This is a genomic window from Blastococcus sp. SYSU DS0619 (assembly GCF_054051035.1).
This window is the reverse complement of sequence record NZ_JBJHAM010000017.1, coordinates 32,167-55,664: the sequence shown is the minus strand read 5'-3', so window position 1 is coordinate 55,664 and position 23,498 is coordinate 32,167. Positions and strand designations below refer to the sequence as shown.

At 74.2% G+C, this 23,498-nt stretch carries 24 protein-coding genes; 13 read left to right on the top strand and 11 right to left on the bottom strand.

Annotation, left to right across the window (positions count from 1 at the left end; all coding sequences use genetic code 11):
- Nucleotides 1-37: 37 nt before the first annotated feature.
- Nucleotides 38-946: a DMT family transporter gene (locus ACI79T_RS16560; RefSeq protein WP_456611178.1), complete on the top strand. Its 909-nt coding sequence runs from the start codon at nucleotides 38-40 to the stop codon at nucleotides 944-946.
- A 68-nt stretch (nucleotides 947-1,014) separates the two neighbouring features.
- Here the strand turns inward: ACI79T_RS16560 and ACI79T_RS16555 are convergent, their stop codons facing one another.
- Entirely contained in the window at nucleotides 1,015-1,500 is a 486-nt protein-coding gene (locus ACI79T_RS16555; protein ID WP_456611177.1) for an SRPBCC domain-containing protein, read from the bottom strand.
- Nucleotides 1,501-1,589: 89 nt separating this feature from the next.
- Between ACI79T_RS16555 and ACI79T_RS16550 the strand changes: the two genes are divergently transcribed.
- Nucleotides 1,590-2,114, top strand: a complete 525-nt coding sequence (locus tag ACI79T_RS16550) for a winged helix-turn-helix transcriptional regulator (RefSeq protein ID WP_456611176.1) — start codon at nucleotides 1,590-1,592, stop codon at nucleotides 2,112-2,114.
- Between the two features lie 81 nt (nucleotides 2,115-2,195).
- Complete coding sequence (locus ACI79T_RS16545; RefSeq protein ID WP_456611175.1) at nucleotides 2,196-3,407, top strand: sensor domain-containing phosphodiesterase; 1,212 nt, start codon at nucleotides 2,196-2,198, stop codon at nucleotides 3,405-3,407.
- A 73-nt stretch (nucleotides 3,408-3,480) separates the two neighbouring features.
- Here the strand turns inward: ACI79T_RS16545 and ACI79T_RS16540 are convergent, their stop codons facing one another.
- Entirely contained in the window at nucleotides 3,481-4,245 is a 765-nt protein-coding gene (locus ACI79T_RS16540; RefSeq protein ID WP_456611174.1) for a hypothetical protein, read from the bottom strand.
- Nucleotides 4,246-4,287: 42 nt separating this feature from the next.
- Nucleotides 4,288-5,163, bottom strand: coding sequence for an ABC transporter ATP-binding protein (locus ACI79T_RS16535; protein WP_456611173.1), 876 nt, complete (start codon nucleotides 5,161-5,163; stop codon nucleotides 4,288-4,290).
- 177 nt (nucleotides 5,164-5,340) lie between these two features.
- Here ACI79T_RS16535 and ACI79T_RS16530 point away from each other — a divergent pair, with 177 nt between their 5' ends.
- The 3 genes from ACI79T_RS16530 to ACI79T_RS16520 all read left to right on the top strand — a co-directional run bounded on the left by ACI79T_RS16530 (nucleotide 5,341) and on the right by ACI79T_RS16520 (nucleotide 7,734).
- Entirely contained in the window at nucleotides 5,341-6,483 is a 1,143-nt protein-coding gene (locus ACI79T_RS16530; RefSeq protein ID WP_456611172.1) for a sensor histidine kinase, read from the top strand.
- Nucleotides 6,484-6,560: 77 nt separating this feature from the next.
- Complete coding sequence (locus ACI79T_RS16525) at nucleotides 6,561-7,238, top strand: response regulator transcription factor (protein WP_456611171.1); 678 nt, start codon at nucleotides 6,561-6,563, stop codon at nucleotides 7,236-7,238.
- 49 nt (nucleotides 7,239-7,287) lie between these two features.
- A complete protein-coding gene (locus ACI79T_RS16520; protein ID WP_456611170.1) occupies nucleotides 7,288-7,734 on the top strand; it encodes a hypothetical protein in 447 nt (148 codons plus the stop codon).
- Nucleotides 7,735-7,874: 140 nt separating this feature from the next.
- Here the strand turns inward: ACI79T_RS16520 and ACI79T_RS16515 are convergent, their stop codons facing one another.
- Nucleotides 7,875-8,627, bottom strand: coding sequence for a thioesterase family protein (locus tag ACI79T_RS16515; protein ID WP_456611169.1), 753 nt, complete (start codon nucleotides 8,625-8,627; stop codon nucleotides 7,875-7,877).
- 182 nt (nucleotides 8,628-8,809) lie between these two features.
- Here ACI79T_RS16515 and ACI79T_RS16510 point away from each other — a divergent pair, with 182 nt between their 5' ends.
- A complete protein-coding gene (locus ACI79T_RS16510; RefSeq protein WP_456611168.1) occupies nucleotides 8,810-9,277 on the top strand; it encodes a winged helix-turn-helix transcriptional regulator in 468 nt (155 codons plus the stop codon).
- A gap of 88 nt (nucleotides 9,278-9,365) precedes the next feature.
- Here the strand turns inward: ACI79T_RS16510 and ACI79T_RS16505 are convergent, their stop codons facing one another.
- Nucleotides 9,366-10,295, bottom strand: a complete 930-nt coding sequence (locus ACI79T_RS16505; protein WP_456611167.1) for an oxidoreductase — start codon at nucleotides 10,293-10,295, stop codon at nucleotides 9,366-9,368.
- A gap of 110 nt (nucleotides 10,296-10,405) precedes the next feature.
- Between ACI79T_RS16505 and ACI79T_RS16500 the strand changes: the two genes are divergently transcribed.
- On the top strand, nucleotides 10,406-11,071 hold the full coding sequence (locus ACI79T_RS16500; RefSeq protein WP_456611166.1) for a maleylpyruvate isomerase family mycothiol-dependent enzyme: 666 nt from the start codon (nucleotides 10,406-10,408) through the stop codon (nucleotides 11,069-11,071).
- Between the two features lie 4 nt (nucleotides 11,072-11,075).
- Here ACI79T_RS16500 and ACI79T_RS16495 read toward each other — a convergent pair whose 3' ends face one another.
- Complete coding sequence (locus ACI79T_RS16495; RefSeq protein WP_456611165.1) at nucleotides 11,076-11,630, bottom strand: hypothetical protein; 555 nt, start codon at nucleotides 11,628-11,630, stop codon at nucleotides 11,076-11,078.
- Nucleotides 11,630-12,763 (bottom strand): serine hydrolase domain-containing protein, encoded by a 1,134-nt coding sequence (locus ACI79T_RS16490; protein WP_456611164.1) that lies wholly within the window; start codon nucleotides 12,761-12,763, stop codon nucleotides 11,630-11,632. Before ACI79T_RS16490 ends, ACI79T_RS16495 begins: the two co-directional genes overlap by 1 nt.
- Nucleotides 12,764-12,946: 183 nt before the next feature.
- Here ACI79T_RS16490 and ACI79T_RS16485 point away from each other — a divergent pair, with 183 nt between their 5' ends.
- A complete protein-coding gene (locus ACI79T_RS16485; RefSeq protein ID WP_456611163.1) occupies nucleotides 12,947-13,588 on the top strand; it encodes an NAD(P)-dependent oxidoreductase in 642 nt (213 codons plus the stop codon).
- A 36-nt stretch (nucleotides 13,589-13,624) separates the two neighbouring features.
- Here the strand turns inward: ACI79T_RS16485 and ACI79T_RS16480 are convergent, their stop codons facing one another.
- Nucleotides 13,625-14,533: a diguanylate cyclase domain-containing protein gene (locus ACI79T_RS16480; RefSeq protein ID WP_456611162.1), complete on the bottom strand. Its 909-nt coding sequence runs from the start codon at nucleotides 14,531-14,533 to the stop codon at nucleotides 13,625-13,627.
- A gap of 169 nt (nucleotides 14,534-14,702) precedes the next feature.
- Between ACI79T_RS16480 and ACI79T_RS16475 the strand changes: the two genes are divergently transcribed.
- Entirely contained in the window at nucleotides 14,703-15,911 is a 1,209-nt protein-coding gene (locus ACI79T_RS16475; protein WP_456611161.1) for a globin domain-containing protein, read from the top strand.
- A gap of 59 nt (nucleotides 15,912-15,970) precedes the next feature.
- Here the strand turns inward: ACI79T_RS16475 and ACI79T_RS16470 are convergent, their stop codons facing one another.
- The 3 genes from ACI79T_RS16470 to ACI79T_RS16460 form a co-directional block, all read right to left on the bottom strand.
- Nucleotides 15,971-17,050, bottom strand: a complete 1,080-nt coding sequence (locus ACI79T_RS16470) for an alkene reductase (RefSeq protein WP_456611160.1) — start codon at nucleotides 17,048-17,050, stop codon at nucleotides 15,971-15,973.
- A 170-nt stretch (nucleotides 17,051-17,220) separates the two neighbouring features.
- Nucleotides 17,221-19,434 carry a DUF6351 family protein gene (locus tag ACI79T_RS16465; protein WP_456611159.1) on the bottom strand — a complete coding sequence of 738 codons (2,214 nt, stop codon included), beginning with the start codon at nucleotides 19,432-19,434 and terminating at the stop codon, nucleotides 17,221-17,223.
- 132 nt (nucleotides 19,435-19,566) lie between these two features.
- Nucleotides 19,567-21,414 carry an ABC transporter ATP-binding protein gene (locus ACI79T_RS16460; protein ID WP_456611158.1) on the bottom strand — a complete coding sequence of 616 codons (1,848 nt, stop codon included), beginning with the start codon at nucleotides 21,412-21,414 and terminating at the stop codon, nucleotides 19,567-19,569.
- A 256-nt stretch (nucleotides 21,415-21,670) separates the two neighbouring features.
- Here ACI79T_RS16460 and ACI79T_RS16455 point away from each other — a divergent pair, with 256 nt between their 5' ends.
- From ACI79T_RS16455 to ACI79T_RS16445, 3 genes are all read left to right on the top strand, one after another.
- Nucleotides 21,671-22,291 (top strand): hypothetical protein, encoded by a 621-nt coding sequence (locus tag ACI79T_RS16455; RefSeq protein ID WP_456611157.1) that lies wholly within the window; start codon nucleotides 21,671-21,673, stop codon nucleotides 22,289-22,291.
- 138 nt (nucleotides 22,292-22,429) lie between these two features.
- Nucleotides 22,430-22,846, top strand: coding sequence for a MarR family winged helix-turn-helix transcriptional regulator (locus ACI79T_RS16450; protein ID WP_456611156.1), 417 nt, complete (start codon nucleotides 22,430-22,432; stop codon nucleotides 22,844-22,846).
- Between the two features lie 87 nt (nucleotides 22,847-22,933).
- Entirely contained in the window at nucleotides 22,934-23,497 is a 564-nt protein-coding gene (locus ACI79T_RS16445) for a DUF421 domain-containing protein (RefSeq protein ID WP_456611155.1), read from the top strand.
- Nucleotide 23,498: the final 1 nt, after the last annotated feature.

The window sequence follows — 23,498 nt, the reverse complement described above, 5'->3', positions numbered from 1 at the left end:
CTGTCCGGTGGGCCAATAGGGCCCGAGCATGACAGCCATGGCCGCGATCGTCGATGCACCGCCCGTCCGGCAACCCGCCGCGGCCGCCGTGCTGTCCGGGGTGGCGGCGATGGGCTTCGTCGGGAGCAGCGTCGCCATCTCCGCCGTCCTCGCCGATGCGCCGCTGTTCACCGCGCAGGCGCTGCGCTACGCCGTCGCCTGCCTGCTGCTGCTCGGCTTCGCCCGGCTGGCCGGACGGCGGGTGGCCCTGCCACGCGGGAGCGAGTGGGCCTGGCTGCTCGGGGTCGTCGGCACCGGAATGGTGCTGTTCAACGTGGCGCTGGTCCGCGGCTCGAGGCACGCCGAGCCGGCCGTCCTGGGTGTCGCCGTCGCGTCCGTCCCGGTGCTGCTCGCCGTCGTCGGCCCCGCACTGGAGGGCCGCCGGCCCCGCGCCGGGGTGCTGCTCGCCGCCGTCGTGGTCACCGCCGGCGCCGCGCTCGTCCAGGGGCTGGGCCGCAGCGACGCCGTCGGGCTGGCCTGGGCGGTGGTCGTGCTGGGCTGCGAGGCCGGGTTCACGCTGCTCGCCCTCCCGGTGCTGGGGCGGCACGGCGCCTGGGGTGTCTCGGTGCACACGACCTGGCTCGCCGCCGTCGTGTTCGGCGTCCTGGGGCTGGCCACCGAGGGCCCGGCGGCGGCGCTGCGGCTGACCGGGGTGCAGCTCACCGCCGTCGGCTATCTCGCGGTCGGCATGACGGCGATCGCCTTCGTGCTCTGGTACGCCGCCGTGGGCCGGCTGGGCAGCGCGCGGGCGGGGCTGCTCACCGGCGTCGCCCCGGTCGCGGCGGCCGTGGTCGGGGTGGCGATGGGTGCGCCGGCCCCCGGCCCGCTGGTCTGGCTGGGGATCGGGGTGGTCGCCGCCGGACTGGCCCTCGGCCTGACCGCCGCCGAGCCGGACCCGCCGAGCTGACCCGTGGGCGCCGCCGGGCGGGCGATCCGGCTCGCCCACCCGGCGGAGCACACCGGCGGGGGAGCGGCCTACCCGGCGTGCTCGGGCGCCCGGGACCGGGTCGCCTCGTCGTTCGAGCCGGGCGTGCCCATCCCCGTGGTGATGCGGCGCCGCAGGCTGTCGCCGGCGTACCGGTCCCACGCGGGCGAGCAGACGTCGTAGCACTCGTCTGCGGGGGTCAGCCCCACATGGGTGAAGCGGACCTCGCTGCCGCCGCCATCCACGGGCGAGATCTCGAAGCGGATGGCGGTGTCCCGCCACTCGCGCTGGTCGGACACGAAGCCGAACCAGTTGTCCACGACCCGCCAGACCACCGCCTCCCCCGGCACCAGCTCCTCCACCCTCAGCCGCGTGCGGTGGACGCCCGCCACCTCGTACCCGAACTCGTCGCCGACCGCGTCGGCCCTGCCCTCGATCTGCGTCATCCACCAGCTGCGGACGTCCGCGACGGCAGCGACGACCTCCTCCGGCGTGCGGTCGACCGTGAAGGACGTGGTGTAGCTCGGCTCGCTCATAGCGCCTCCTGACGTGCTGACTTGCTTGACACAAGTGAACCTAGCCACAACGGCTTTCGTCATGCAAGTGGGTTGCTATCCTGGGCGGCATGCTGGGCCGGACGTACGACGCCGAGGTCTGCTCGATCGCCCGGACGCTGGAGGTCGTCGGCGAGCGCTGGAGCGTGCTCATCGTCCGGAACGCGCTGTTCGCCGGCTCCACCCGCTTCGGCGACTTCCAGCGCAGCCTCGGCATCGCGACCAACGTCCTCGCCTCGCGCCTCGACGGCTTCGTCGAGGCCGGCATCATGCGGCGGCACCGGTACTCCGAGCAGCCCGAGGCGTACGAGTACCTGCTCACCGACAAGGGCCGCGACCTCGCGCCGGCCCTCATCGCGCTCACCGAGTGGGGCGACCGGTGGGCGGCACCCGACGGCCCACCCGTCCGCTACCGCCATGCACCGTGCGGGTCGGAGGTGCACCAGGAGGTCGTCTGCGCCGGGTGCGGCCGGGTCGACGACCCCGCCGAGGTGCAGGCGCTCCCCGGCCCCGGCATGCCCGCCGACCGGCGGCAGCGCATGGAGCAGCGGCTCGCCGACGCTCCCGCGGGAACGCATCCCCACCGACGGGCGTAGAGCGGAACGGCTTCGTCCGTCATTGCACCACCGGTCGTATGGTGTCGGTCACGCACGGACACCACGTCCCCGGGGGAGCAGATGGCGACGGAACGCTCGGCGGCGGAGCAGCAGGTCGCCCGGCTGCTGGCGACCGCGCGGCAGAAGCTCGACCTCAGCGTCGCGTTCCTCAGCCGCATCGACGAGAACACCCGCACCCTGCAGGTCGTCGACTCCGCCGTCCCGGAGATCAGCGCCGGCCTCACCGGCCCGCGCGGCAGCGGCTTCTGCCTCGCCGTGGTCGAGGGCCGGCTCCCGCCGGTCATGCCCGACGCCAGGGAGGTCCCCGAGGCGGTCCGGCTCCTGCCCGCCGGCCTGCCGCCCATCCGCGCCCACATCAGCGTTCCCGTCGTCCTCTCCGACGGCGCCGTCTACGGCACCTTCTGCGCGTTCGGGCTGGACACCGACCCCGAGGTCTCCGCGCGCGACCTCGCCCTCATGGAGGTCCTCGCCGACGCCGCGGCGACCGTCATCGAGCCGCAGGTCCGCGCCGAGCAGCGCCGGGCCGAGGTCCGCACCCGCCTGGACCCGGTGATGGACGGCGGCGGTCCGGACGTCGTCCTCCAGTCGATCGTCAACCTGCACACGGGGCAGCGGACCGGCGCCGAGGCGCTCTCCCGCTTCGCCTCCCTGCCGGACGTCGCGCCCGACGTCGTCTTCGCCGAGGCGCACAGCATCGGGCTCGGCGACGACCTCGAGCTCCTCGCCCTGGCCCGCGCGGCGGACGCCCTCGACCGGGTCGACGGCTACGTGAGCATGAACGTCTCGCCGCGGACCCTGCTCGCGCCCCGCTGCGGCGAGCTGCTCGCCGGCCTCCCCCTGGACCGGGTCGTCCTCGAGCTCTCCGAGCACGACCAGGTCCAGGACTACGACGCCCTGCGCGCCGTCCTGGCCCCGCTGCGGGCCGCCGGCATGCGACTGGCCATCGACGACGTCGGCGCCGGCTACAGCAGCCTGCGGCACATCGTCAGCACCGAGCCCGACGTCATCAAGATGGACCGCAGCATCGTCAGCGGCATCAACACCGATCCGCTGCTGACCACGCTCGCGCAGTCCCTGGTGGCCTTCGCGCACAGCTTCGAGGTCTGCGTCATCGCCGAGGGCGTGGAGACCCGGTCGGAGCACGCCGTGCTCAAGGAGCTGGGGGTCGACGGCGGCCAGGGCTGGCTCTTCGGCCGCCCCGTCCCCGCCGACCAGCTGCCCGACGCCGACGTGCCGCCCGGCCAGGCGGCGGACGAGCGCCTCACCGCCTGAGAGGCCCGGAACCAGCTGCGCGTCCGCCGCCCCGACCCCGGGAAGGGGAGGGGCGGCGGGACGGCCGACCGGGTCACTGCACGGCGCGGCGGTGGGTGAGGAACCAGCCGGCCACCGAGGTGACGACCACCCAGCCGGCCAGCGTGATCAGCGGCTGGATCGGCTCCGACCCGGTGGCCAGCGACATCGTCGCCGAGGTCGGGTCGAGCCAGGAGGCGACGTCGCCGTTCCAGAACCGCACGAGGGGCAGCGCGCCGAGGACGAACAGGTAGACACCGGTCAGCCCGGCTGCACTGTTGGCCGTCGTGGCGCCCACACCGGCACCGGTCACCGCGAACACCGCGCCGACCCCGACGGCGGCCAGCGCGGCTCGCCCGGCGCCGTCCCACGTCGTGCCCTCCGGGACCAGGCCGTAGAGGGTGAGCGCGGCCAGCGCCACTGACACGGCGGCCAGCGCCAGCCCCAGGACCACCATGGCGCCGGCCTTGGCCGCCAGCACCCGCCCGCGGTGCGGCACCAGCAGGAACGTCGACTCCGCGGTCCGGTGGGTCCACTCCCCCGCGGTCGACAGGACGCCCAGCGCCAGCAGCAACAGGCCGGTCATCACACCGACCGCGCCGAGCGGCCCGTCGACGAACGGGAACGACTCGCCGGTCAGGCCCAGGAGACCCATCGCGGCCGGGCCGATCAGGGCCGCCGCCACGGCCAGCGACTTCCCGGACCGGGTGGACAGGGACTTGCGGACCTCCAGGCCGGCCAGCGCCGGCAGTGACGGAGCGGTCCGGCGTACCGAACTGCGGACATAGGACTGCGGGTCGAGGGTCAGGACATCGGTCATCTCAGGTTCTCCTCAGAACGAACAGGAACGAAGTAGTCGGGGTCAGGCGGCGGTGGTGAGCTGGAAGAACAGGGCCTCGAGATCGCGCTGCACCGGCCGCAGGTCGGTCAGCACGTGCCCTCCGGAGGCGGCCACGGTGCCGATGGCCCGGGGGTCGGCGCCGGTCACGACGAGCGCGCCGTCGTCCCCCCGTTCCACGTGGAACCCCGCCGCCTCCAGCGCGGCCGCGAAGGACACCGGGTCGACCGCCCGGACGACGACGCCGTCCCCGCCGAGCAGGGTGGCGACCGGGCCGTCGGCCACGATCCGGCCGCCGTCGATCACCAGCAGCCGGTCGACGGTGTGCTCGACCTCGCCCAGCAGGTGGGAGCTGAGCAGCACCGTGCCGCCGCGTGCCGCGTGCCCGCGCAGCAGGTCGCGCATCCAGCGGATGCCCTCCGGGTCCAGCCCGTTGGCCGGCTCGTCGAACATCAGCACCGGCGGTTCGGCCAGCAACGCACCGGCGATGCCCAGCCGCTGGCGCATGCCGAGGGAGTAGCCGCCGATCCGCCGCCGGGCCGCGTCGCCCAGCCCGACCAGGCCGAGCACCTCGTCCACCCGCGACCCCGGCACACCGATCGCCGAGGCCAGCAGCCGCAGGTGCGCCGCCCCGGTGCGCCCGGGGTGCACGGCGGAGGCGTCGAGCAGGGTGCCCATGACGGCGCCCGGGTTGGCCAGGTCGGCGTAGGGGCGACCGTCCACGGTCGCCGTTCCGGCGGTCGCCGGCACCAGACCCGTCAGCATCCGCATCGTGGTGGTCTTGCCGGCGCCGTTCGGGCCGAGGAAGCCGGTCACCGTGCCAGGCTCCAGGCTGAAGGAGACGTCGTCGACGACGGTCTGGTCGCCGTACTTCTTGGTCAGTCCGCTGACCGTGATCATGGGAACCTCCGGGATTCGGGAACGATCCCAATCTGCCGAGTAGGCGTTGGTCAGCGCGTCGGCCGCAGGCCTCGACATCGGACGACGGACGGCGCGATTTCGTCATCCGAAAGTTGACGTCGGTGATCCCCTCCCGGGCGACCCGCCGGCCGGCCCTGCCGAAATACGCTCTGGCGCATGAGGCTGCGGGAGCGACTGTGGCCAGGCCTGCGCCGGCGCGGCATTGCCCTCGAGTTCGTGCTGGCCCTGCTGTCCCTGGTCTCGGTCGTCTTCTCGGTCGAGGACGCGACCAGCGTGCTGCCGCCGGCGGTGCTCTTCCCGACCGGCGTGCTGCTCGCCGTCCTCCTGCTCCTGCTCCGCCGCCGGGCACCGCTGGCGGTCTTCCTGGTGATCGCATCGGTGACGGCGCTGGCACCCCCGGTCGGCACGGCCCTGGCCGTCGCCGCTTACGCCGTCGGCCGCTACGAGGGCCGCGGGCGTCGACGGGTCCTCGCTGCCCTCGTCGGGACGCTCGCCGTGGTCCGGCCCTGGGTGGCGCAACCGCTCCTGGAACTCGCCGTCATGGTCCCGGTCGCCGCGTTGCTCATCCTGCTTCCCGGCGTGATCGGCGCCTGGGTCCGCGCTCGCGAGGAGCTGCTGATCGCCCTCCGCGACCGCGCCGAGAAGGCCGAGACCGAGCGGGAGCTGCTGGCGCGCGACGCCGTCCTCACCGAGCGGACCCGGATCGCCCGCGAGATGCACGACGCCGTCGGCCACCGGGTGAGCCTCATGGTGCTGCAGGCCGGGGCGATCGAGATGGCCGCGAAGGATCCCGACCGCGTCGAGCAGCTCGCCGGGCAGGTGCAGGCCGCCGGGCGCCGGGCCCTGGCCGAGCTGCGCCAGATGGTCGGCGTGCTGCGCGCCGGGGACGTGGACGAGGCCGCGCCGCTGGGCCCGCAGCCGGGCTTCGAGGACCTGCCCCGCCTGATCGGGCAATCGCGGGAGGCCGGCATGACCATCGAGCTCGCCGGCCTGCCCGAGGGCACGGACGCCGTCGACCCGGCGGTGGGCCGGGCCGCCTACCGGATCGTGCAGGAGGCGCTGACCAACGCCGGCAAGCACGCCCCGGGATCGCACGTCCGGGTCACCCTCGGGCGCCCGGACGGACAGCTCGTCGTCCGGGTGGTCAACGGCGCGCCGGCGCGACCCGCCGAGCAAGTTCCCGGCGGCGGATACGGGCTCGTGGGGTTGGCTGAGCGGGTGCGCACCCTCGGCGGCCGGTTGACGGCCGAACCCCGGTTGGACGGCGGCTTCGCGGTCGAGGCGGTGCTGCCGTCGTGAGCGGACAGGGCCGTGAGCATCGCAGCGAGGAACGAGCGAGGAGCGGAGCGGCCCGCGAGAGCGAACCCGAGGGTGTCGTGCGCGGCCCGGATGCGGCGCCCATCCGGGTCCTGCTCGTCGACGACGAGGAGCTGGTGCGGTTCGGGCTGCGGACGGTGCTGGAGAGCGCCGGCGGGTTCGAGGTGGTGGGCGAGGCGGGCAACGGGGCCGACGGCGTCCGCGCGGCCCGGGACCTGCGCCCCGACGTCGTCCTGATCGACGTCCGGATGCCGGTGATGGACGGCCTGACCGCGACGCAGCAGATCCTCGCGCTGCCGCAGGCGCCGGAGGTCGCCGTCCTCACCACCTTCCACGTCGACGAGTACGTGCACGCGGCCCTGGCCGCCGGTGCCGGCGGCTTCCTGCTCAAGGACACCCCGCCGCGGCAGATCGCCGCCGCGGTGCGGGCGGTGGCCGACGGGACGGCGACCCTCTCCCCCGCCGTGACCGCCGCGATCATCGAGTCCTACGTGGACAAGCGGGCGGCCCCGCGCAAGGCGGAGGCGTTGCAGCGGATCGCCGGCCTGTCCGACCGCGAACGGGAGGTGCTCGCGCTGCTGGGCACCGGCGAGCCGAACGCCGAGCTGGCGAAGCGGCTGTTCGTCAGCGAGGCGACGGTGAAGACCTACGTCTCCCGGCTGCTCGCGAAGCTCGACCTGGCCAACCGCACGCAGGCGGCGATCCTCGCCCACGAGGCCGGCCTGCTCGACGGCTGAGGCACCCAGCAGGATGGCCGCACCACCCTGACCAGCGGAAGAGGCTTCCTTGCCCCGGAGTTCCCGACCCCACCGCCTGCGCGAGGTCCTCGCGACCCGCCGCGGCTACGTCCTCGCCTGGTGGGGGTTCACCGCCACCTTCGCGCTGCTTCGACTGCTGACCTGGCTCATCCACGTCGACGTCGACATCGCCGGTCTCGGGGACGTCGCCGTGGGCGGCGTCCACCTGCACCACTACCTGTGGGGCATCCTGCTGCTCGCGCTGATCGGGTTCTTCGGCCTGGGCGACCGCGCCCCCCGGGTGCGTACCGCCATGGGGCTGGGCTACGGCATCGGTCTCGCCCTGGTCGTCGACGAGGCGGCGCTGCTCATCCAGCTCGAGGACGTCTACTGGGACACCGCGGGCTGGATCAGCGTCGGGCTGGCGGTGCTGGTGATCGGGGTGGCCGGCAGCGTCCTCGCCCTCACCCGGGCCCCACGCCAACCGGACACCTGACCGCGGCGCAGACGCCCACTTCGGGGAAGTCGGGACCTGAGGAGGCCACCGGGGGCCCGACTTCCCCGGAGCAGGGCCGCGCCCCGGCACCCGGTCAGGCGGTCACCCCCGGCGGCCGGTCGCCGCGGACCCCGTGCCCCCTACGCGTCGAGCAGCCGCCGGGTCTGGCGGCCGCGGGCGACGAGCGAGCCGTCCTCCGCCCGCAGCTCCACGTCGTCGATCGCGACGTCGGCGTCGCACCACACGGTGCGCTGGTCGACCCGCACCCACGCACCCGTCCCGGGCACCGGCCCCGCGAGGTGGGCGGTCAGCTCGACGGTCGGCATCACCGCCGGCACGGTGCGGACGGCGAACAGCGACGGCGGCAGCGCGTCCAGCAGCACGCCGAGCTGCACGAGCGGCTCGAGCTCCCCGCCCCGGATCCGCACCCACGCGTGCAGCCGCGGCTCCGCTCCCCCGGCCAGCGGGCGCGAGGTGCCCAGCGCCCGGATCTCGGTGTGCTCGGCGACCGGCACGTACTCGCGCGGCAGCTCGAACGGAACACCGTCGTCGACCCGTGGCAGCTCCGCCGGCGTCCGGTGCTCGATCCCCGGGGACGCCGGGCGGGCGAGGGTGAGCGTCTGGGCCACCGCGCGCAGGGCGCCCTCCTGGGTCAGTTCGCTGCGCACGCTGCCGGTGCGGCCGGCGCGATCGACCGACGCCGTCACCACCGCCTCGACCCCGGAGGCGACGCCGCCCAGCAGGTGCGCGGTCACCGCGCGCGGGGGCGCCCCGGCCAGCGACGCGGCGGCGGCCAGCAGGTGGCCGACGACCAGCCCGCCCTGCGTGCTGGTGAACGACCGCCAGCTCGGGTCGAAGGAGAGTTGACGTCCGGGGATGGCGACGGCGGTCATGGGGTTCCTCTCAGGGGGCGGACGGAGATCGGGGTGCCGGGCACGGCCGACGGCGGGTGCGAGGGCACCGGGCCCGCGTCTCCACCGACGTCCGCATCCGCACTCCCGCCACTGTTGGTTCGACAACCGAACCGAGCGAACCGGACGCTACACATGTTGGTTCGACATGCGAACCTGGAGGCATGACGACGCGGCTGGACGAGCTACCGGGCCGGCGCTGCTCCATCGCGGGCGCGCTCGACGTCGTCGGTGACCGGTGGGCGCTGCTGATCGTCCGCGAGGTGTCGCTGGGAGCACACCGCTTCAGCGAAATCCTGCGCGGCACCGGCGCGCCCCGGGAACGGCTCACCGCCCGGCTGAACGCGCTGGTGGACGCCGGGGTGCTGGAGCGGCGCGAGTACAGCCAGCACCCGCCGCGCGCCGACTACCACCTGACCCGGGCCGGCCTCGACCTGCTCCCGGTGCTGCAGGCGCTCATGCAGTGGGGCGACCGCCACGTCGCCGACACCCCGCCGGCCGAACTGCACCACCACGGGCACCGCATCCACGCCTCCTGGGTGTGCGACGTCTGCGGCGAGCGGGTCGGGCGCGGGACCGAGCGGAGGGCGGCCGGCGGCAGCGAAGCGGGGCACGGCCCGCTGCCCCGCTGAACAGGAGCGCCGAGTTCGGGGAAGTCGGGGCCTGGCAGGGCCGCCGGGGCCCGACTTCCCCGGAGCAGGGCCCCGCTCCGGGCACCGGTCAGGCGGGCGGCACCGCCAGCGGGATGCCGGTCTCCCGCTCGGAGACCCGCCACAGGGCGTCGATCTGCTCCTGCAGGTGGAACCGGCGCAGGATCGGCCGGCGCACCGCCGGCCCGTGCGAGCCGAACCGCGGCGCGTACAGCTCCCCGCCCGTCGCCCGCGGATCGGTGGCGGCCCGCAGCTGCGGCCGGGCGCCCTCGAACGGGGTCATCCCCGACCGTGCGGTCAGCGCCTCGAAGAACGCCCCCACCCAGCCGGCACCGCCCTCCCGCACCGAGCGCGCCTGCAGGTCGGTGTTCGACAGCCCCGGGTGGGCGACGAGCGAGGCAGCCGCCAGCCCCGCACGGGAGAACCGCTGCTGCAGCCCCAGCCCGAAGTGCAGGTTGGCCATCTTGGCCCGGGCGTACGCGGCCCACGCCCCGTAGTCCCGCGCCATGTGCGGGTCGTCCGGGTCCAGCCGCCGGGCGCGGTGCCGCGCCGTGCTGGTCACCGTCACCACCCGCGCAGCCGGGGCGGCCAGCAGCGCCGGGAGCAGGTGCGCGGTGAGCGCCCAGTGCCCCAGGTGGTTGACGCCGAGCTGCATCTCGAACCCGTCGGCGGTGGTGCGCTGCGGCATCGCCATCACGCCGGCGTTGTTCACCAGGAGGTCGACGCGCTGGTGCCGGGCCAGGACGGCGTCCGCCGCCGCCGACACCGCCGCGAGATCCCCGAGGTCCAGCGGTACGACCTCCGGCGACGCGGCCGGGTACCGCTCGGCGATCCGCGCCACCGCCGTCGTCGTCTTCTGCGGGTCGCGGGCGGCGACCACCACGTGCGCCCCGGCCCCGGCCAGCGCCAGCGCCGTCTGGAAGCCCAGGCCACCGTTGCCCCCGGTCACCACCGCGGTGCGCCCGGTCAGATCGGGGACGTCCTTCTCGGTCCAGGCCATGGGCGGATCCTCCCCGTCCGGGCGGCCGGGCGGCGACCCGGCGATGAGTTCCGGACCGGCCCGCGGTCTGACCTGGCGTCCGCACCCGTGACCGGCGAGGAGCTCGACCCGTGCCTGCATCCCCGAAGCCCCGTGTCGCCCGGCTGGCCGACGTCGCGGCCGAGCGCCACGACCTCTGCGACTATCTGCAGACCCTCGACGACGACGACTGGCACGTGCGCTCCCTGTGCCCGGAGTGGACCGTGCACGACGTCCTCGCCCACCTCACGCTGTCGCACCGCCAGACCCTGCGGGCGACGCTGGCCCACGTCGTCCTGGCCCGCGGGAGCTTCGACCGGGCCGAGGCCGAGTGGGCCCACGAGCTGTCGGCCGAGCACTCCCCGGCCGAGCTGATCGCCCTGCTGCGGGAGACGGCCGCCGTCGACCACCGGGTGCCGCTGAGCGGACCGCTGGACCCGCTGACCGACATCCTGGTCCACGGGCAGGACGTCTGCCGCCCGCTCGGGCACCGGCGGGAGATGCGCCCGGACCGGGCACTGGCCGCCCTCGGGCACGTCTGGGCCAACGGCTTCTACGGCCGCCCGGACACGCGCTTCGCGAAGCTCCGGCTGGTCGCCACCGACGCCGACTGGTCCGCCGGCACGGACGGCCCCGAGGTGTCGGGCCCGGCCGGCGACCTGCTGCTGCTCGCCACGGGCCGGCCGGCCGGGCTCGACGGGCTCAGCGGCCCCGGGGTGGGCGCGGCGGCCGGGCTCCTCCAGCTCGCCGAGGCGTGATCCCTCAGGGGAGGCAGCCGGTGGCCCTCAGCTCGACCGCCGTCAGCACCTCCCAGCGGATCGCCGTGCTGCCCGGCCGGACCAGCCGCCAGTAGCGGTCGAACCGCCGCCGGGTCGCGGCGTCGGTCGACATCACCCGGGTCTCCGAGCTCAGCTCGGTGCCGCCGTCGCGGGGCGTCAGCCGGAAATCCATCGCGGCCTTCACCCAGCCGCGCTGGGTGAACCGGCGGAGCTCCCCGGCGTCCAGGAGCGGTCCGTCGTCGCCGCCGTCGAGCCGCCAGGGCTGCAGCGCGCCGCCGAACAGCACCGACGACGGGGCCTCGGCAGCCAGGAGTGGCACCGGCAGCGCGTCGAGGAACGGCCGGTCGCGCAGCTGTCCCAGCCCCCGCCCCGACAGCACCACCGGCAGGAGCCGGGCGGCGCCGAGCGCCAGCGTCACCGGCAGCCCGGACAGCCGCACCTCGTGCAGCGCGTCCCAGACCACCGGTGGCGGCGCGGCGATCCACCGCGCCTGCCGGGTGACGTGCTCCGGCCGCGGTAGGACGTCGTCGAGCTCCATCAGCCCAGGGCGTCGTAGACGGCCCGGGCGTAGGCCTCGCTGCGCGGGGAGCCGATCAGCCCGCTGCCCATCTTGTTCATCATGTAGCTGATCGTCAGCCGCCGGTCGAGGTCCATCACCACCAGCGAGCCGCCCCAGCCGCCCCAGAAGCAGGTCCGGCCCGACGGCACGTAGGGCACCGTCGGGGAGCCCAGGCAGAAGCCCATCCCCCACCGGAACGGCGCACCCAGGACCAGGTCCACCCCGTCGGCCTGCTGGTCGAACACCTTCTCGACCGTCTCCGGCGACAGCAGCCGCACCCCGCCGGCCTCGCCGCCCAGCGACAGCGTCCGCAGCACCTTCGTGACGCCGCGGGCGTTGGAGTGCCCGTTCAGCGCGCCGAGGTCGGCGGCCCGCCACTCCGGGGAGTTCGCCGCCTTCGCCGACGCGGTCGGGCCGGTGAAGGTCTTGACGCTCACCGACTCGGGGTCCAGCGTGCGGGGGTCGACGTCGGGACGCGGCGGCGCCACCACCGGAGCGATCCGGGAGACCTCCGACTCGCGCGCCCCGATCTGGAAGTCCGCCCCCAGCGGGTCGGCGATGTTGTCGGCGACGAACTTCTTGAACGTCGTGTTCGTGATCCGCCGGACGACCTCGCCGACCAGGTGCCCCTGGTTGTTGGCGTGGTAGCCCGAGGCGGTCCCCGGCTCCCACCACGGCCGCTGCTGGGCCAGCCGCTCGGTGGCCGACGTCCAGTCGTACATGTCGCGGATGGAGAACGGCTGCTCCCAGCCGGAGACGCCGGAGGTGTGCGACAGCAGGTGCCGCACCTGGACGTCCTTCTTCCCCTTGGCGCAGAACTCGGGCCAGTAGTCGCCCACCGGCGCGTACAGGTCCAGCTCCCCGCGCTCGACCAGCAGCAGGGCCGCCAGCGCGGCCACGCACTTGGTCGTCGACCAGACGTTGACGATGGTGTGCTCGGACCAGGGCTGGGTGCGCGCCTCGTCCCGGTAGCCGCCCCAGACGTCGACGACGGATTCGCCGTCCAGGTCGACGGCGATCGACGCGCCGAGCTCCTCGCCGTCCAGCTGCTGCGCCAGCGCCTCGCGCACCCCCGCGAACCGCTCGTCGCACCTGCCGTGGACCTCGGCCATGGACTCCTCCTCGTCGTCGCGACCCGTCTGCCGCCTCCCTGGATGAGACCACGCACACACTTCCTCCCGGGACCGGGGTACGCCATCGGGGCCGGGCGCCGGCCCGGTTTGGTGGAATGCTCAACCACCGGCTCCGGTTGGGCGGGACGAAGGGCATCCACCCCAGCGGCACGGAGGAACGACATGGCACGGATCGGCGTGTTCGGCGGAACCGGCTACGCGGGCGGCGCGCTCGTCGCCGAGGCGGCGCGGCGAGGTCACGAGGTGACCTCCTACAGCCGCAGCCTCCCCGAGCAGCGGGTCGACGGCGTCGAGTACGTGGCCGGCTCGCTGCTGGACGAGGGCACGCGCCGCGCCGCCCTCGCGGCGTCCGACGTGGTGGTGGTCGCCGTCGCGCCCCGCGGGGACATGGCCGGCGCCGTGCGCGGCGGCATCGCCGCGCTGGCCGCCGAGGCCGAGCAGGCCGGCGTCCGCCTGGGCGTCATCGGGGGCGCGGGTTCGCTGCACGTCAGCGAGGGCGGCCCGCGGCTGTTCGACACCGCGGACTTCCCCGCCGACTACCGCCCCGAGAGCCTGGAGATGGCCGGGGCGCTGGACGACCTGCGGGCCACCGGCAGCCTGGACTGGTTCTACCTCTGCCCGCCGGCCGGCTTCGGCGCCTTCGCGCCGGGCGAGCCGCAGGGCACCTACCGGGTGGGCGACGACCTCCTGCTGACCGACGAGGAGGGCAACTCCTTCATCGGCGGCGCCGACTTCGCCCTCGCCCTGGTGGACGAGATCGAGCAGCCGGCCCACCGCCGGGCGCGCTTCACCGTCGCCTACTGACCCCCGGGGCAGGCTGCCGGCGCGGGAACCCGCCGGTCAGGTGGGGCGGGGGGCTCGCCGGCGCTGGGTGCTCTTCGCCCCGTACATGGCCCGGTCGGCGCGGGCGATCACGTCGTCGGCCACCTCGTCCGCGTGCCCGACGGTCGCGCCCACGCTGACCCCGATCACCAGCGGCCCGTCCGGCCCGGGGAACGGCATGCCCAGCCGGGCGACGACGCGGCGGGTCAGGTCGGCGAGCTCCCGCTCGTCGCCACGGGGGCAGAGGATGACGAACTCGTCGCCGCCGAACCGTGCCACCAGCTGCTCGGCACCCGCGACCTCCACCAGCCGGGTGGCCGCCTCGGCGAGGAGCCGGTCACCCACCCCGTGCCCGTACTGGTCGTTGACCCGCTTGAAGTCGTCCAGGTCGCAGAAGAGCACCCCGCAGCCACCCCCCTCGAGCCAGTTCCCGAGCAGTTCGAACAGCGCCCCGCGGTTGGCGACGCCGGTCAGCAGGTCGGTCCGGGTCTGCTCGTGCAGCCGGGCCTCCCGCGCCCGGTCGTCGGTGACGTCGAGGCCGACGCAGGCGATCCCGTAGGGCCGCCCGGCCTCGTCGTGCAGGACGGTGTTGCGCATGGTCACCCGGCGCAGCTCACCGCGGGCGTCGATCCAGTCGGCCTCCTGCGGGAAGGCCTGCCCGGTGGCCATCGCCATCCGCACGGCGTCCTCGGCGTAGGGGACGTCGCGGGGGATCACCCACACGTCCACGAACCGCCGGCCGACCAGCGCGTCGCCGTCCTGGCCGGTGAACCGCTGCAGCGCGGGGTTGGCGAGCAGGATGCGGCCGTCGGCGTCGATCACGCACAGCAGTGCGTCCACCGCCTGGACGAAGGCGTGCGCCAGGTGCTCCTGCAGCAGGCCGGGGCTCGCGTCGCCCAGCGGGGGCAGGCCTCCCTGCGCAGACATCAGGCCTCGCTCCCGGCAGTCATCGGACGGACTGGTTCCGCACCTGGGGCCGCGAACATACGGCGGCGCACGGCGTCGCGGGACCCTTCCGGAGCTGCCCCGACACCCCGGGTTGCCTAACGTGGATCGAGGAACCAGTACGCCGCGTGACCAGGGGGAAGGAATCCGCATGCTGTCCGAGAGGTCCACACCGGTCATCCAGGCGACGCTGCCGGTGGTCGCCGAGAACATCCAGGAGATCGCCCGGCGCTTCTACGCGCACCTGTTCGGTGAGCACCCTGAACTCCTCGACGGCACGTTCAACCGCGGCAACCAGGCGGAGGGCACCCAGCAGATCGCGCTGGCCGGTTCGGTGGCCGTCTTCGCCAGCGCGCTGGTCAACCACCCGGACCGGCTGCCCGAGCACCTGATGAGCCGGATCGCGCACAAGCACACCTCGCTGGGCATCACGCCCGAGCAGTACCAGGTCGTGCACGACAACCTGTTCTGGGCGATCGTCGACGTCCTCGGGGACGCCGTCACGCCCGAGGTGGCCGCCGCCTGGGACGAGGTGTACTGGCTGATGGCCAACGCCCTGATCAACCAGGAGCGCGGGCTCTACAGCGCCCGCGGGGTGCGGCCGGACACCGTCTGGCGGCAGTGGGAGGTCGCGGAGAAGACCCGCGAGACCGACGACGTCGTCACCTTCCGGGTGCGGCGGGTCGACGACCGGCTGGTCAAGACCTCGCTGCCCGGCCAGTACGTGACCGTGCGTCCGGTCATGTCCGACGGCGTCCGGCAGCCGCGGCAGTACAGCCTCACCCGGGCCGACGACGGCGAGCACCGCCAGTTCTCGGTCAAGCGCGTGCACGGCGGGGACAAGCCCGAGGGGGAGGTCTCCACCCTGCTGCACGACTCCGTGGACGTCGGGGACCGGCTGGAGCTGTCGGTGCCGTTCGGCGACGTCGTCCTCGACGACTCCGGGCGTCCGGTGGTGTTCGCCAGCGCCGGGATCGGGATCACCCCGATGGCCGGGATGCTCTCGCACCTCGCGCACGCCGGCTCCGGCCTCGACGTCCGGCTGTGGCACGCCGACGTCGACGAGGAGTCGTGGGCGCTGCGCCAGCAGGTCCTCGGCGACGTGGAGAAGCTGCCCAAGGCGTCGGTGCACGTCTGGTTCGAGCGGGGCGCCGAGTGCTCGCTGCCGGTGCAGGGCGTGCACGCGGGCCAGATGGACCTCTCCCAGGTGGAGCTGCCCTGGGGCGCCGTCTACTACCTCTGCGGCCCGCTGCCGTTCATGCAGGCGGTGCGCAGCAGCCTCATCGACCGCGGCGTCCCGGCCAAGGACATCCAGTACGAGGTGTTCGGCCCCGACCTCTGGCAGGCCGACCTGGACTGAGCCCCGGCCGGCGCGGTGCACCGCCGGGGCCCCGGAGGGTCCCGGCGGTGCACCGCGGTTCAGCGGGCGGCGGCCAGGGACGGGTAGTCGATGTAGCCCTCGGGCCCGGACGCGTAGAAGGTGAGCGGGTCGGGCTCGTTCTCGGGGTGCTCGCCCTGCCACCGCTCGACGAGGTCGGGGTTGGCCAGGACCGGACGCCCGACGGCGACCGCCTCGGCGTGCGACTCGTCGATCAGCGCGAGGGCCTCCTCCCGCGTGGTGACGGTGCCGAAGCCGCTGTTGGCGACCAGCGGCCCACCGAACCGGCGGCGCAGCTCCTGCACCAGGTCGCCGGCAGGTTCCACGTGCAACACGCTGAGGTAGGCCAGGCCCAGCGGGCGCAGCCCGTCCACCAGCGCGCCGTAGGTGGCGAGCACGTCCGCGCGGTCGGTCTCCAGGGCGTCCTGGATGTTGTGCTCCGGCGAGATGCGGATGCCGACGCGGCCGCCACCGATCGCCTCGGCCACGGCTGTGGCCACCTCGACGACGAAGCGGGCGCGGTTCTCCGGGCTCCCGCCGTAGACGTCGTCGCGCTGGTTGGACGCCGGCGACAGGAACTCGTGCAGCAGGTAGCCGTTGGCGGAGTGCAGCTCGACGCCGTCCAGCCCGGCCGCGACGGCCCGCTCCGAGGCGGCGACGAAGTCGGCGATCGTCGCGCGCGCCTCCTCGGTGGTGAGCGCGTGCGGGACCGGGAAGGCCTTCTTGACGCCGCCACCGACGTGCACCTCGCCCCTGATGGCCAGCGCGCTCGGCGCGACCACCCGGGTACCGGTGAGCTCGGGGTGGGAGACCCGCCCGCCGTGCATGACCTGCATGACGACGCGGCCACCCCGGGCGTGGACGGCGTCGGCGACCTTCCGCCAGCCCTCGGCCTGCTCGTCGGTGACGATGCCCGGCTGGCCGGCGAACGCGCGGGACTCGTCGTTCGGGAAGGTGCCCTCGGTGATGATCAGGCCGACGCCGGCCCGCTGCTCGTAGTGCTCGACGACGATGTCGCGGGGGATGCCGGCGCGGCCGGAGCGCATCCGGGTCAGCGGGGCCATGACGACGCGGTTGGCCAGCTCGAGGTCGCCGAGCCGCACGGGGGAGAACAGGTCCATACCGGGCGCAACCGCCCGCCGAGCGGCTGCGATTCCGCGGTGCGGCGATCATCACGCCCCGGCCCCCCGCCTCAGCGAGGCCGGCACGTCGGACTGGCCGAGGCACCGGCCCCACGGCGCGGCCGCCGTCCTCGCGGTGCCCCGCGAGGACGGCCGCCGGCCCGGCCCGGCTACTCGGCCGGCTCGTGGAACGTCCACTCCCCCGGAGCGTCGAAGAAGGCCCAGGTGCCCTGGCGTCCCGTCTCGTCCACCCCGGGCTGCGTGAAGTCGCAGACGCCGGCCGGGAAGACGTCCTGCAGCTGCGTCCACTGCTCCTCGGTCATCTCCGGGTAGTCGGCCCTGACCGGCTCGCGCAGCCGGCAGGTGATGACGTCGCTGGCGACCGGCCCGCCCGCCACGATCCGGGGCGAGGCGAACGACGGGTACAGCTCGTTGCAGCGGGTGTCTCCCTGGTAGACCTGCTCCTCGACGATCTTCGTGCCGTCGGGCGTGAAGCACGCCTCGACGAGGTCGGCCGGCTTGGTCGCCACCACGACCTCGTGCCGGTCCGCACCGCTGTCGCCGGCCGCCTCCAGGGCGAGCAACCACCGGTCCATCTGCTCCAGCGCCGCCACGAGCACCGGGCTGTCCGGGTTGAACAGGCCCAGGGTGTCGTCCTCGACCAGCATCACCTGGTTGTCGGCGTCGCCGTTGGCCTCGATCAGCCGCTCCCGGGTGGAGAAGGACTGGTAGCGCATGTGGATGTCGCCCACCGGCAGGTCGTCGGTGTACGCCCGGTAGTCGATGATCGGGATGTCCCCGAGGCCGCCGCCGTCGAGGATGCGGCCGGTCTCGTAGGCGGCCTGCCGCGCCAGCGGGTCGGCGCTCATCCGGTCGGCGACCACGTTCGCGTCGATGTCCAGGCCACCGATGCGGTCGTTGAGCCGCAGGAACTGGTCGACGGTGATCGTCCCGCCCTGGAGCGCCTGCAGGCCGTACTGCACGCCCACGTTGTCCAGCGGCCGCCGGGCGAAGCCCGTCTCGGGGTCGATCCCGTAGGCGTTGACGGTGTGGTCCCACACGGTTCCCCGGGCGCCGTCCGGGTTGGTCTGCGGGTCGTACCGCAGCTCCTCCGGCACCGACTCGTCGAACTCGGCCTGGGGGTCCAGTCGCTGGGCGCCGGCGCTCTGGTTGGCGATCGCGGCGTGCACGCCGAAGCCGGCGACCGCGAGTTGCTGCGCCTCGTCCAGCGCACCGGGAGCGGTGATCGTGACGTAGTGGTGGAGCAGGCGGGAGTCGGCGAGCATCTGCGAGGTGGCGAAGCCGACGTCGGGGAAGCTGCAGCCCACGACGATGCCGTCGAGCAGCCCCGGGTAGTTGTCGGCCGCCTGGTGCGCCTGGTAGGACCCGCCCGAGCAACCCCAGCCCATCGTGTAGGTCGGCACGCCGTAGCCCTCGACGAACTCCTCCTTCGTCATGCTCAGCGTCTCCGAGGTCAGCAGGTCGCTGCAGTTGTTGCCGAAGACGTTGAGGGAGTTGGAGGCGACGGCGAAGCCACGGGAGAGCATCGAGTCGACCAGCACGCCACCCGTGCCGGCGCCCTGCTGGTACCAACCGCCACGGCAGCCGCCGCCCAGGGTGTAGACGAGACGGTCGTTCCAGGCGCGGTTGCGCTGGAACGGGCTGGGCTCGACCCCTTCGGCCGGGTCGTGCAGGACGGCGATCTCGTACACGCCGCGGTTCACCGTGCCGGTCTCCACCCGCACGACGTACGGGGTCTCGACGCCCTCGAGCGTGGTGGTGGTGGACACGTCAGCGGGCAGCGCCGCGGGGTCGGCCAGCGGCTCGAACGTCCCCTCGGTCGTCCGGTACACGTACTCGACGCGGGGAGCGACGGAGCAGTTCTCGTCGAGGGGCTCGCCGAGGCTCTGCCCCGTCACCGTCGTGAACTCCGTGGTCTCGCAGGCGAACGGCTGCTCCTGGGGACCGGAGAACACCGGACCGGCCCCGGGGTGCGCCGTGATCTCCAGCGAGGCCGAGCCGGCGCCGCGGGCGGAGGCGCGGAGGACGTGCTCGCCGGGCGTGAGGCCGTCGACGAGCCCCAGCAGGCCTCCGTCGGAGGCGCGGAACTCCCCGGAGACGTCCTCGCGGCCGAGCAGGACCCGGACCCGATCGGGTTTCACACCGCGGGGGAGATCCACGCGGACCAGCGCATCGCCGCCGCTCACGGCGTCCGGACGGCTGGAGACGACGGAGATCTCGAGCTGTCGGACACCGGCCGCCGGCCCGTCACCGGGCGCGGCCGAGGTCTCCTCACCGGCCAGCGCCGCGGATGCCCCGAGCGGCAGGAGGACCACGGTGGCGGCGGCGACGGCGAGCGCCCGGGACGAGTGTCGGACATGCATGGCGCGCCTCTTCCGGCTGCGGCGGTTCACGGATGTGATGCGGGGCACACCACCACACCGCGGAGTCCGGGGCAACCGGAGCGGAGTCGTGCGTCCGTCGACCCGTGGGACCCGGGCCGGGTCCCGTCCACATCAGCCGGCGAGGGCGGCGTCGCGCTGCGCGATGCCGGCCAGCCGGGCGTACCGGCCGCCGAGCGCCATGAGCTCCTCGTGGGTGCCCTGCTCGGCCACCCGCCCGGCGTCCAGGACGACGATCCGGTCGGCATCGCGCACGGTCGAGAGCCGGTGCGCGATGGTGATCGTCGTCCGGCCGCGGGCGGCCTCGTCGAGCGCGGCCTGCACCGCCCGCTCGGTCTCGTTGTCCAGGGCGCTGGTGGCCTCGTCGAGCACCAGCACCCGCGGGTCGCGCAGCAGCGTGCGGGCGATGGCCAGCCGCTGCTTCTCCCCGCCGGAGAACCGGTGCCCCCGCGCGCCGACGACCGTCTCGTAGCCGTCGGGCAGCGCGGCGATGACCTGGTGCACCTGGGCCCGGCGGGCGGCGTCGACCAGCTCGGCATCGGTGGCGTCGGGCTTGGCGTGCAGCAGGTTCTCCCGCACGGTGCCGTGCAGCAGGTAGGTCTCCTGGGAGACGACGCCGACGACCCGGGCGAGGTCGGCCAGCCGCACCTGGCGGACGTCGATGCCGTCGATCAGCACCCGCCCGGACGTGGGGTCGTTGAGCCGGGCCACCAGCGAGGCGAGCGTGCTCTTGCCCGAGCCGGTCTCGCCCACCAGCGCCAGCGTCGAGCCGGCGGGCACGGCGACGTCGACGTCGGCGAGCGCGGGGCGGACGCCGTCGGGGTAGCGGAAGCCGACGTGCTCGAACCGCACCTCGCCCCGCACGGCGGCGGCGTCGAGCGGCACCGGGTCGGCGGGGTCGTCGATGTCGACGGGCAGGTCGAGGTACTCGAACACCCGGCTGAACAGCGCCATCGAGGCGGTCAGCGAGACGCCGATGTCCAGCAGCTGCATGAGCGGGCGGAACAGCGCACCCTGCAGGGTGGTGAAGGCGACCAGGGTGCCGATGGTCATGCCGCCGGAGGTCGCCGGGAGCCCCGCGGCCAGGTAGATCAGCGCCGGGATGCCGGCGAAGACGACGCTCATCGTCGCCATCCGCCAGCGGCCGGCCAGCTGGGACCGCACCTCGAGGTCGACCAGGAACTCCGACGTGCCGGCGAACCGCCGGGACTGCGCCGGTCCCGCGCCCAGGGTCTTGCCCAGCAGGACCCCGCTGACCGACAGGCCCTCCTCCACCTGGGAGTGCAGGTCGGCGAGGTGGCGCTGGCGCTGGGCGGTGATCGTGCGGCGCATGCGGGCCACCCGGCGGGTCAGCCAGACCGCCGGGGGCAGCACGACCAGCGACAGCAGGGACAACCGCCAGCTGAGCACCGCCATGGCCACGACCGTGCCGATGACCGTGGTGGCGTTGGAGGCGAACGACGTCGCCGTCGAGGTGACCACCGACTGCATCCCGCCGATGTCGTTCATCAGCCGCGACTGCACCTCCCCGCCCTTGGTGCGGGTGAAGAAGCCCAGCGACTGGCGCTGCAGGTGGGTGAAGACCGCCGTCCGCAGGCGGTGCATGACCCGCTGCCCGACGGTGGTGGACAGCCAGGTCTGGACGACGCCGAAGACCGACGTCACCACGGTGACGGCGAGCATCCCGCCGACGGCCCAGAGCAGCAGGGAGACGTCCTGCTCGGGGATCGCCTCGTCGATGACCAGGCGGATGAGGAACGGGGTGGCCAGCGCGACGGCCGAGGACGCCACGATCAGCGCCACCACCACGGCCAGCTGCCACCGGTAGGGGCGGAAGAGCGCGGCCACCCGGCTCCAGCGGACGGGGGAGCGCTCGAGCTGGGCGCGGTCGGCCGGATCGGGCTTCCGTCCGGCGTTGCCGCCGCCACCACCGCCGCCGGGGCCGCCGCCCCGGCCGCCCATCATCATCTCGCTGATTTCCCCACCTCCGTGTCGATTGCTGAGGTTACCTCATCGTGCGGTAACAGCCATTCTGCTGCCGCATGCCGCTGCGACGGAGCCGGGGAGCCGGCGGTGGGCGAGGGCAACCCGACCGCCGGGTCCGGCCCGATCGCCCGGAGGTTGTTTCGATCGGGTGACGATCCGGCCCGCAGAACCGCCGGGCGAAGCGGAGCGGGCACCGAAGGGTGGACCACGTCTCCCGATCGAGGACTTCCTGATGACAGCAACACCCCAGTCCGGCGCCACCAGGGTCGCCAAGGACAAGAAGACGCTGTGGCCGTGGCTGCTGCTGGCCGCCCTGATCGCCGCGCTGCTCATCTGGTGGCTCATCTCGGCGCTGACCGGCGACGACGACGCAGATCTCGACACCGGGGCCGCGCCCGAGACGACCACCACCGAGACCACGGAGACCACCGAGACCACGGAGGCCGAGCCCACCGGCGACGCGCCGACGTCACCCGCCTTCGAGGCCCCGGGCCTCGGCGCCATCCTCGTCGGGGACCTCGACGTGCTCGGTCCTGGCGTCGACCTGACCGGCAGCGTCGACCAGCCGGTCCAGGCCAACACCGTGCAGGTCCAGGAGGTCGTGGCCGACGAGGCGTTCTACGTCGGCCCGGAGGCCGGGCGGACCATCCTGGTCCGGCTGCAGAACTTTGCCGGCGCGGACGCCCCGGAGTCGGACGTCGCGGTCGAGGCGGGCGACACGGTGAGCTTCACCGGCGTCCTCCAGGAGGTCGACGAGGAGTTCCTCTCCGAACTGCAGCTCTACCAGCCCTCCGACGAGCTGGAGACCGGCGACTTCTACATCCAGGCCGAGGAGCTCACCCTGACGGAGTGACCTCGCTGCACCACTGCGCCCGATGAGCCCCGGCCCCCTGCGGACCGGGGCTCATCGGGCTCTGGCGCAGGACCACGCCGACCGGGGCACCAGGCTGCTGAGGTTACCTCATCATGCGGTAACCGATACTGTTCCTCCGTGGCGGACGACGGGACCGGCGAGCTGGGCGACCTGCTGATGCGGGTCGCCCGCACCCAGCGCCGTCGCTGGCGGGAGGCCCTCGCGCCCTGGGACCTCTCCCCGCACCAGGCACGCGCCCTGCGGGTGATCTGCGAGCGCGACGGCGTCCGGCTGTCCGACCTGGCCGAGTCGCTGCACATCGCCCCGCGCTCGGCGACCGAGGTGGCCGACGGGCTGCAGGAACGCGACCTCGTCGAGCGCAGCCCCGATCCGGGCGACCGCCGCGCGGTGCTGCTGCGCCCCACCGCCGAGGGCCGGCGCGTGCGGGGCGAGGTCGGGCGCGCGCGGGCCGCCGACTCCGCGGAGCTCTTCGCCCGCCTCGGGCCCGAGGACCGGGCGTCGCTGGCCCGGATCCTGCGCACGCTCGCCGACTGACCGGACTTCCCGGGCCCGGGGTGCCCGGTCGCCGCGGCGGCAGCACCCGAGAATGGGGCCGACCCGTCCGCCGTCCGGGGAGGCCCGATGATGGATCAGCTGGGGATCGACTGGCAGCGGGCCGGGCTGGTGGTCCTGACCACGGTGGCCATGTACCTGCTGCTGGTTCTCTGCGTCCGGCTGGTGGGCCAACGCAGCCTCGCCACCATGTCGAGCTTCGACCTGGGCTGCGCGATCGCGCTCGGCGCGGTCATCGGCCGCACGGTGCTGCTGCTCGACCCGACGCTGGCCACCGGCGCCATCGCCATGGTCACGCTGTTCGCGACGCAGACCGCGCTCGCCCGGCTGCGGCAGAGCCGGTGGGCCGACCGGCTGATGAACCGACCGCCCGTGCTGCTCATGGCCGGGGACACCCCGCTGGTGGAGAACATGCGGGCCGCGCACGTCGCGGAGGACGAGCTCCGGCAGAAGCTTCGGCTGGCCGGCATCCGCAACCTCGGCGAGGTGCGCTGCGTCGTCCTCGAGCGCACCGGCGCGGTGAGCGTCGTGCGCCGGTCGGAGCCGCTGGACCCGTGGCTGTTCTCCGACGTGCCCGGCGCCGAGCGCCTCTGCGCAGCAGCGGAGCCCGACGCCGGGCGGACGTCGTCCTGAG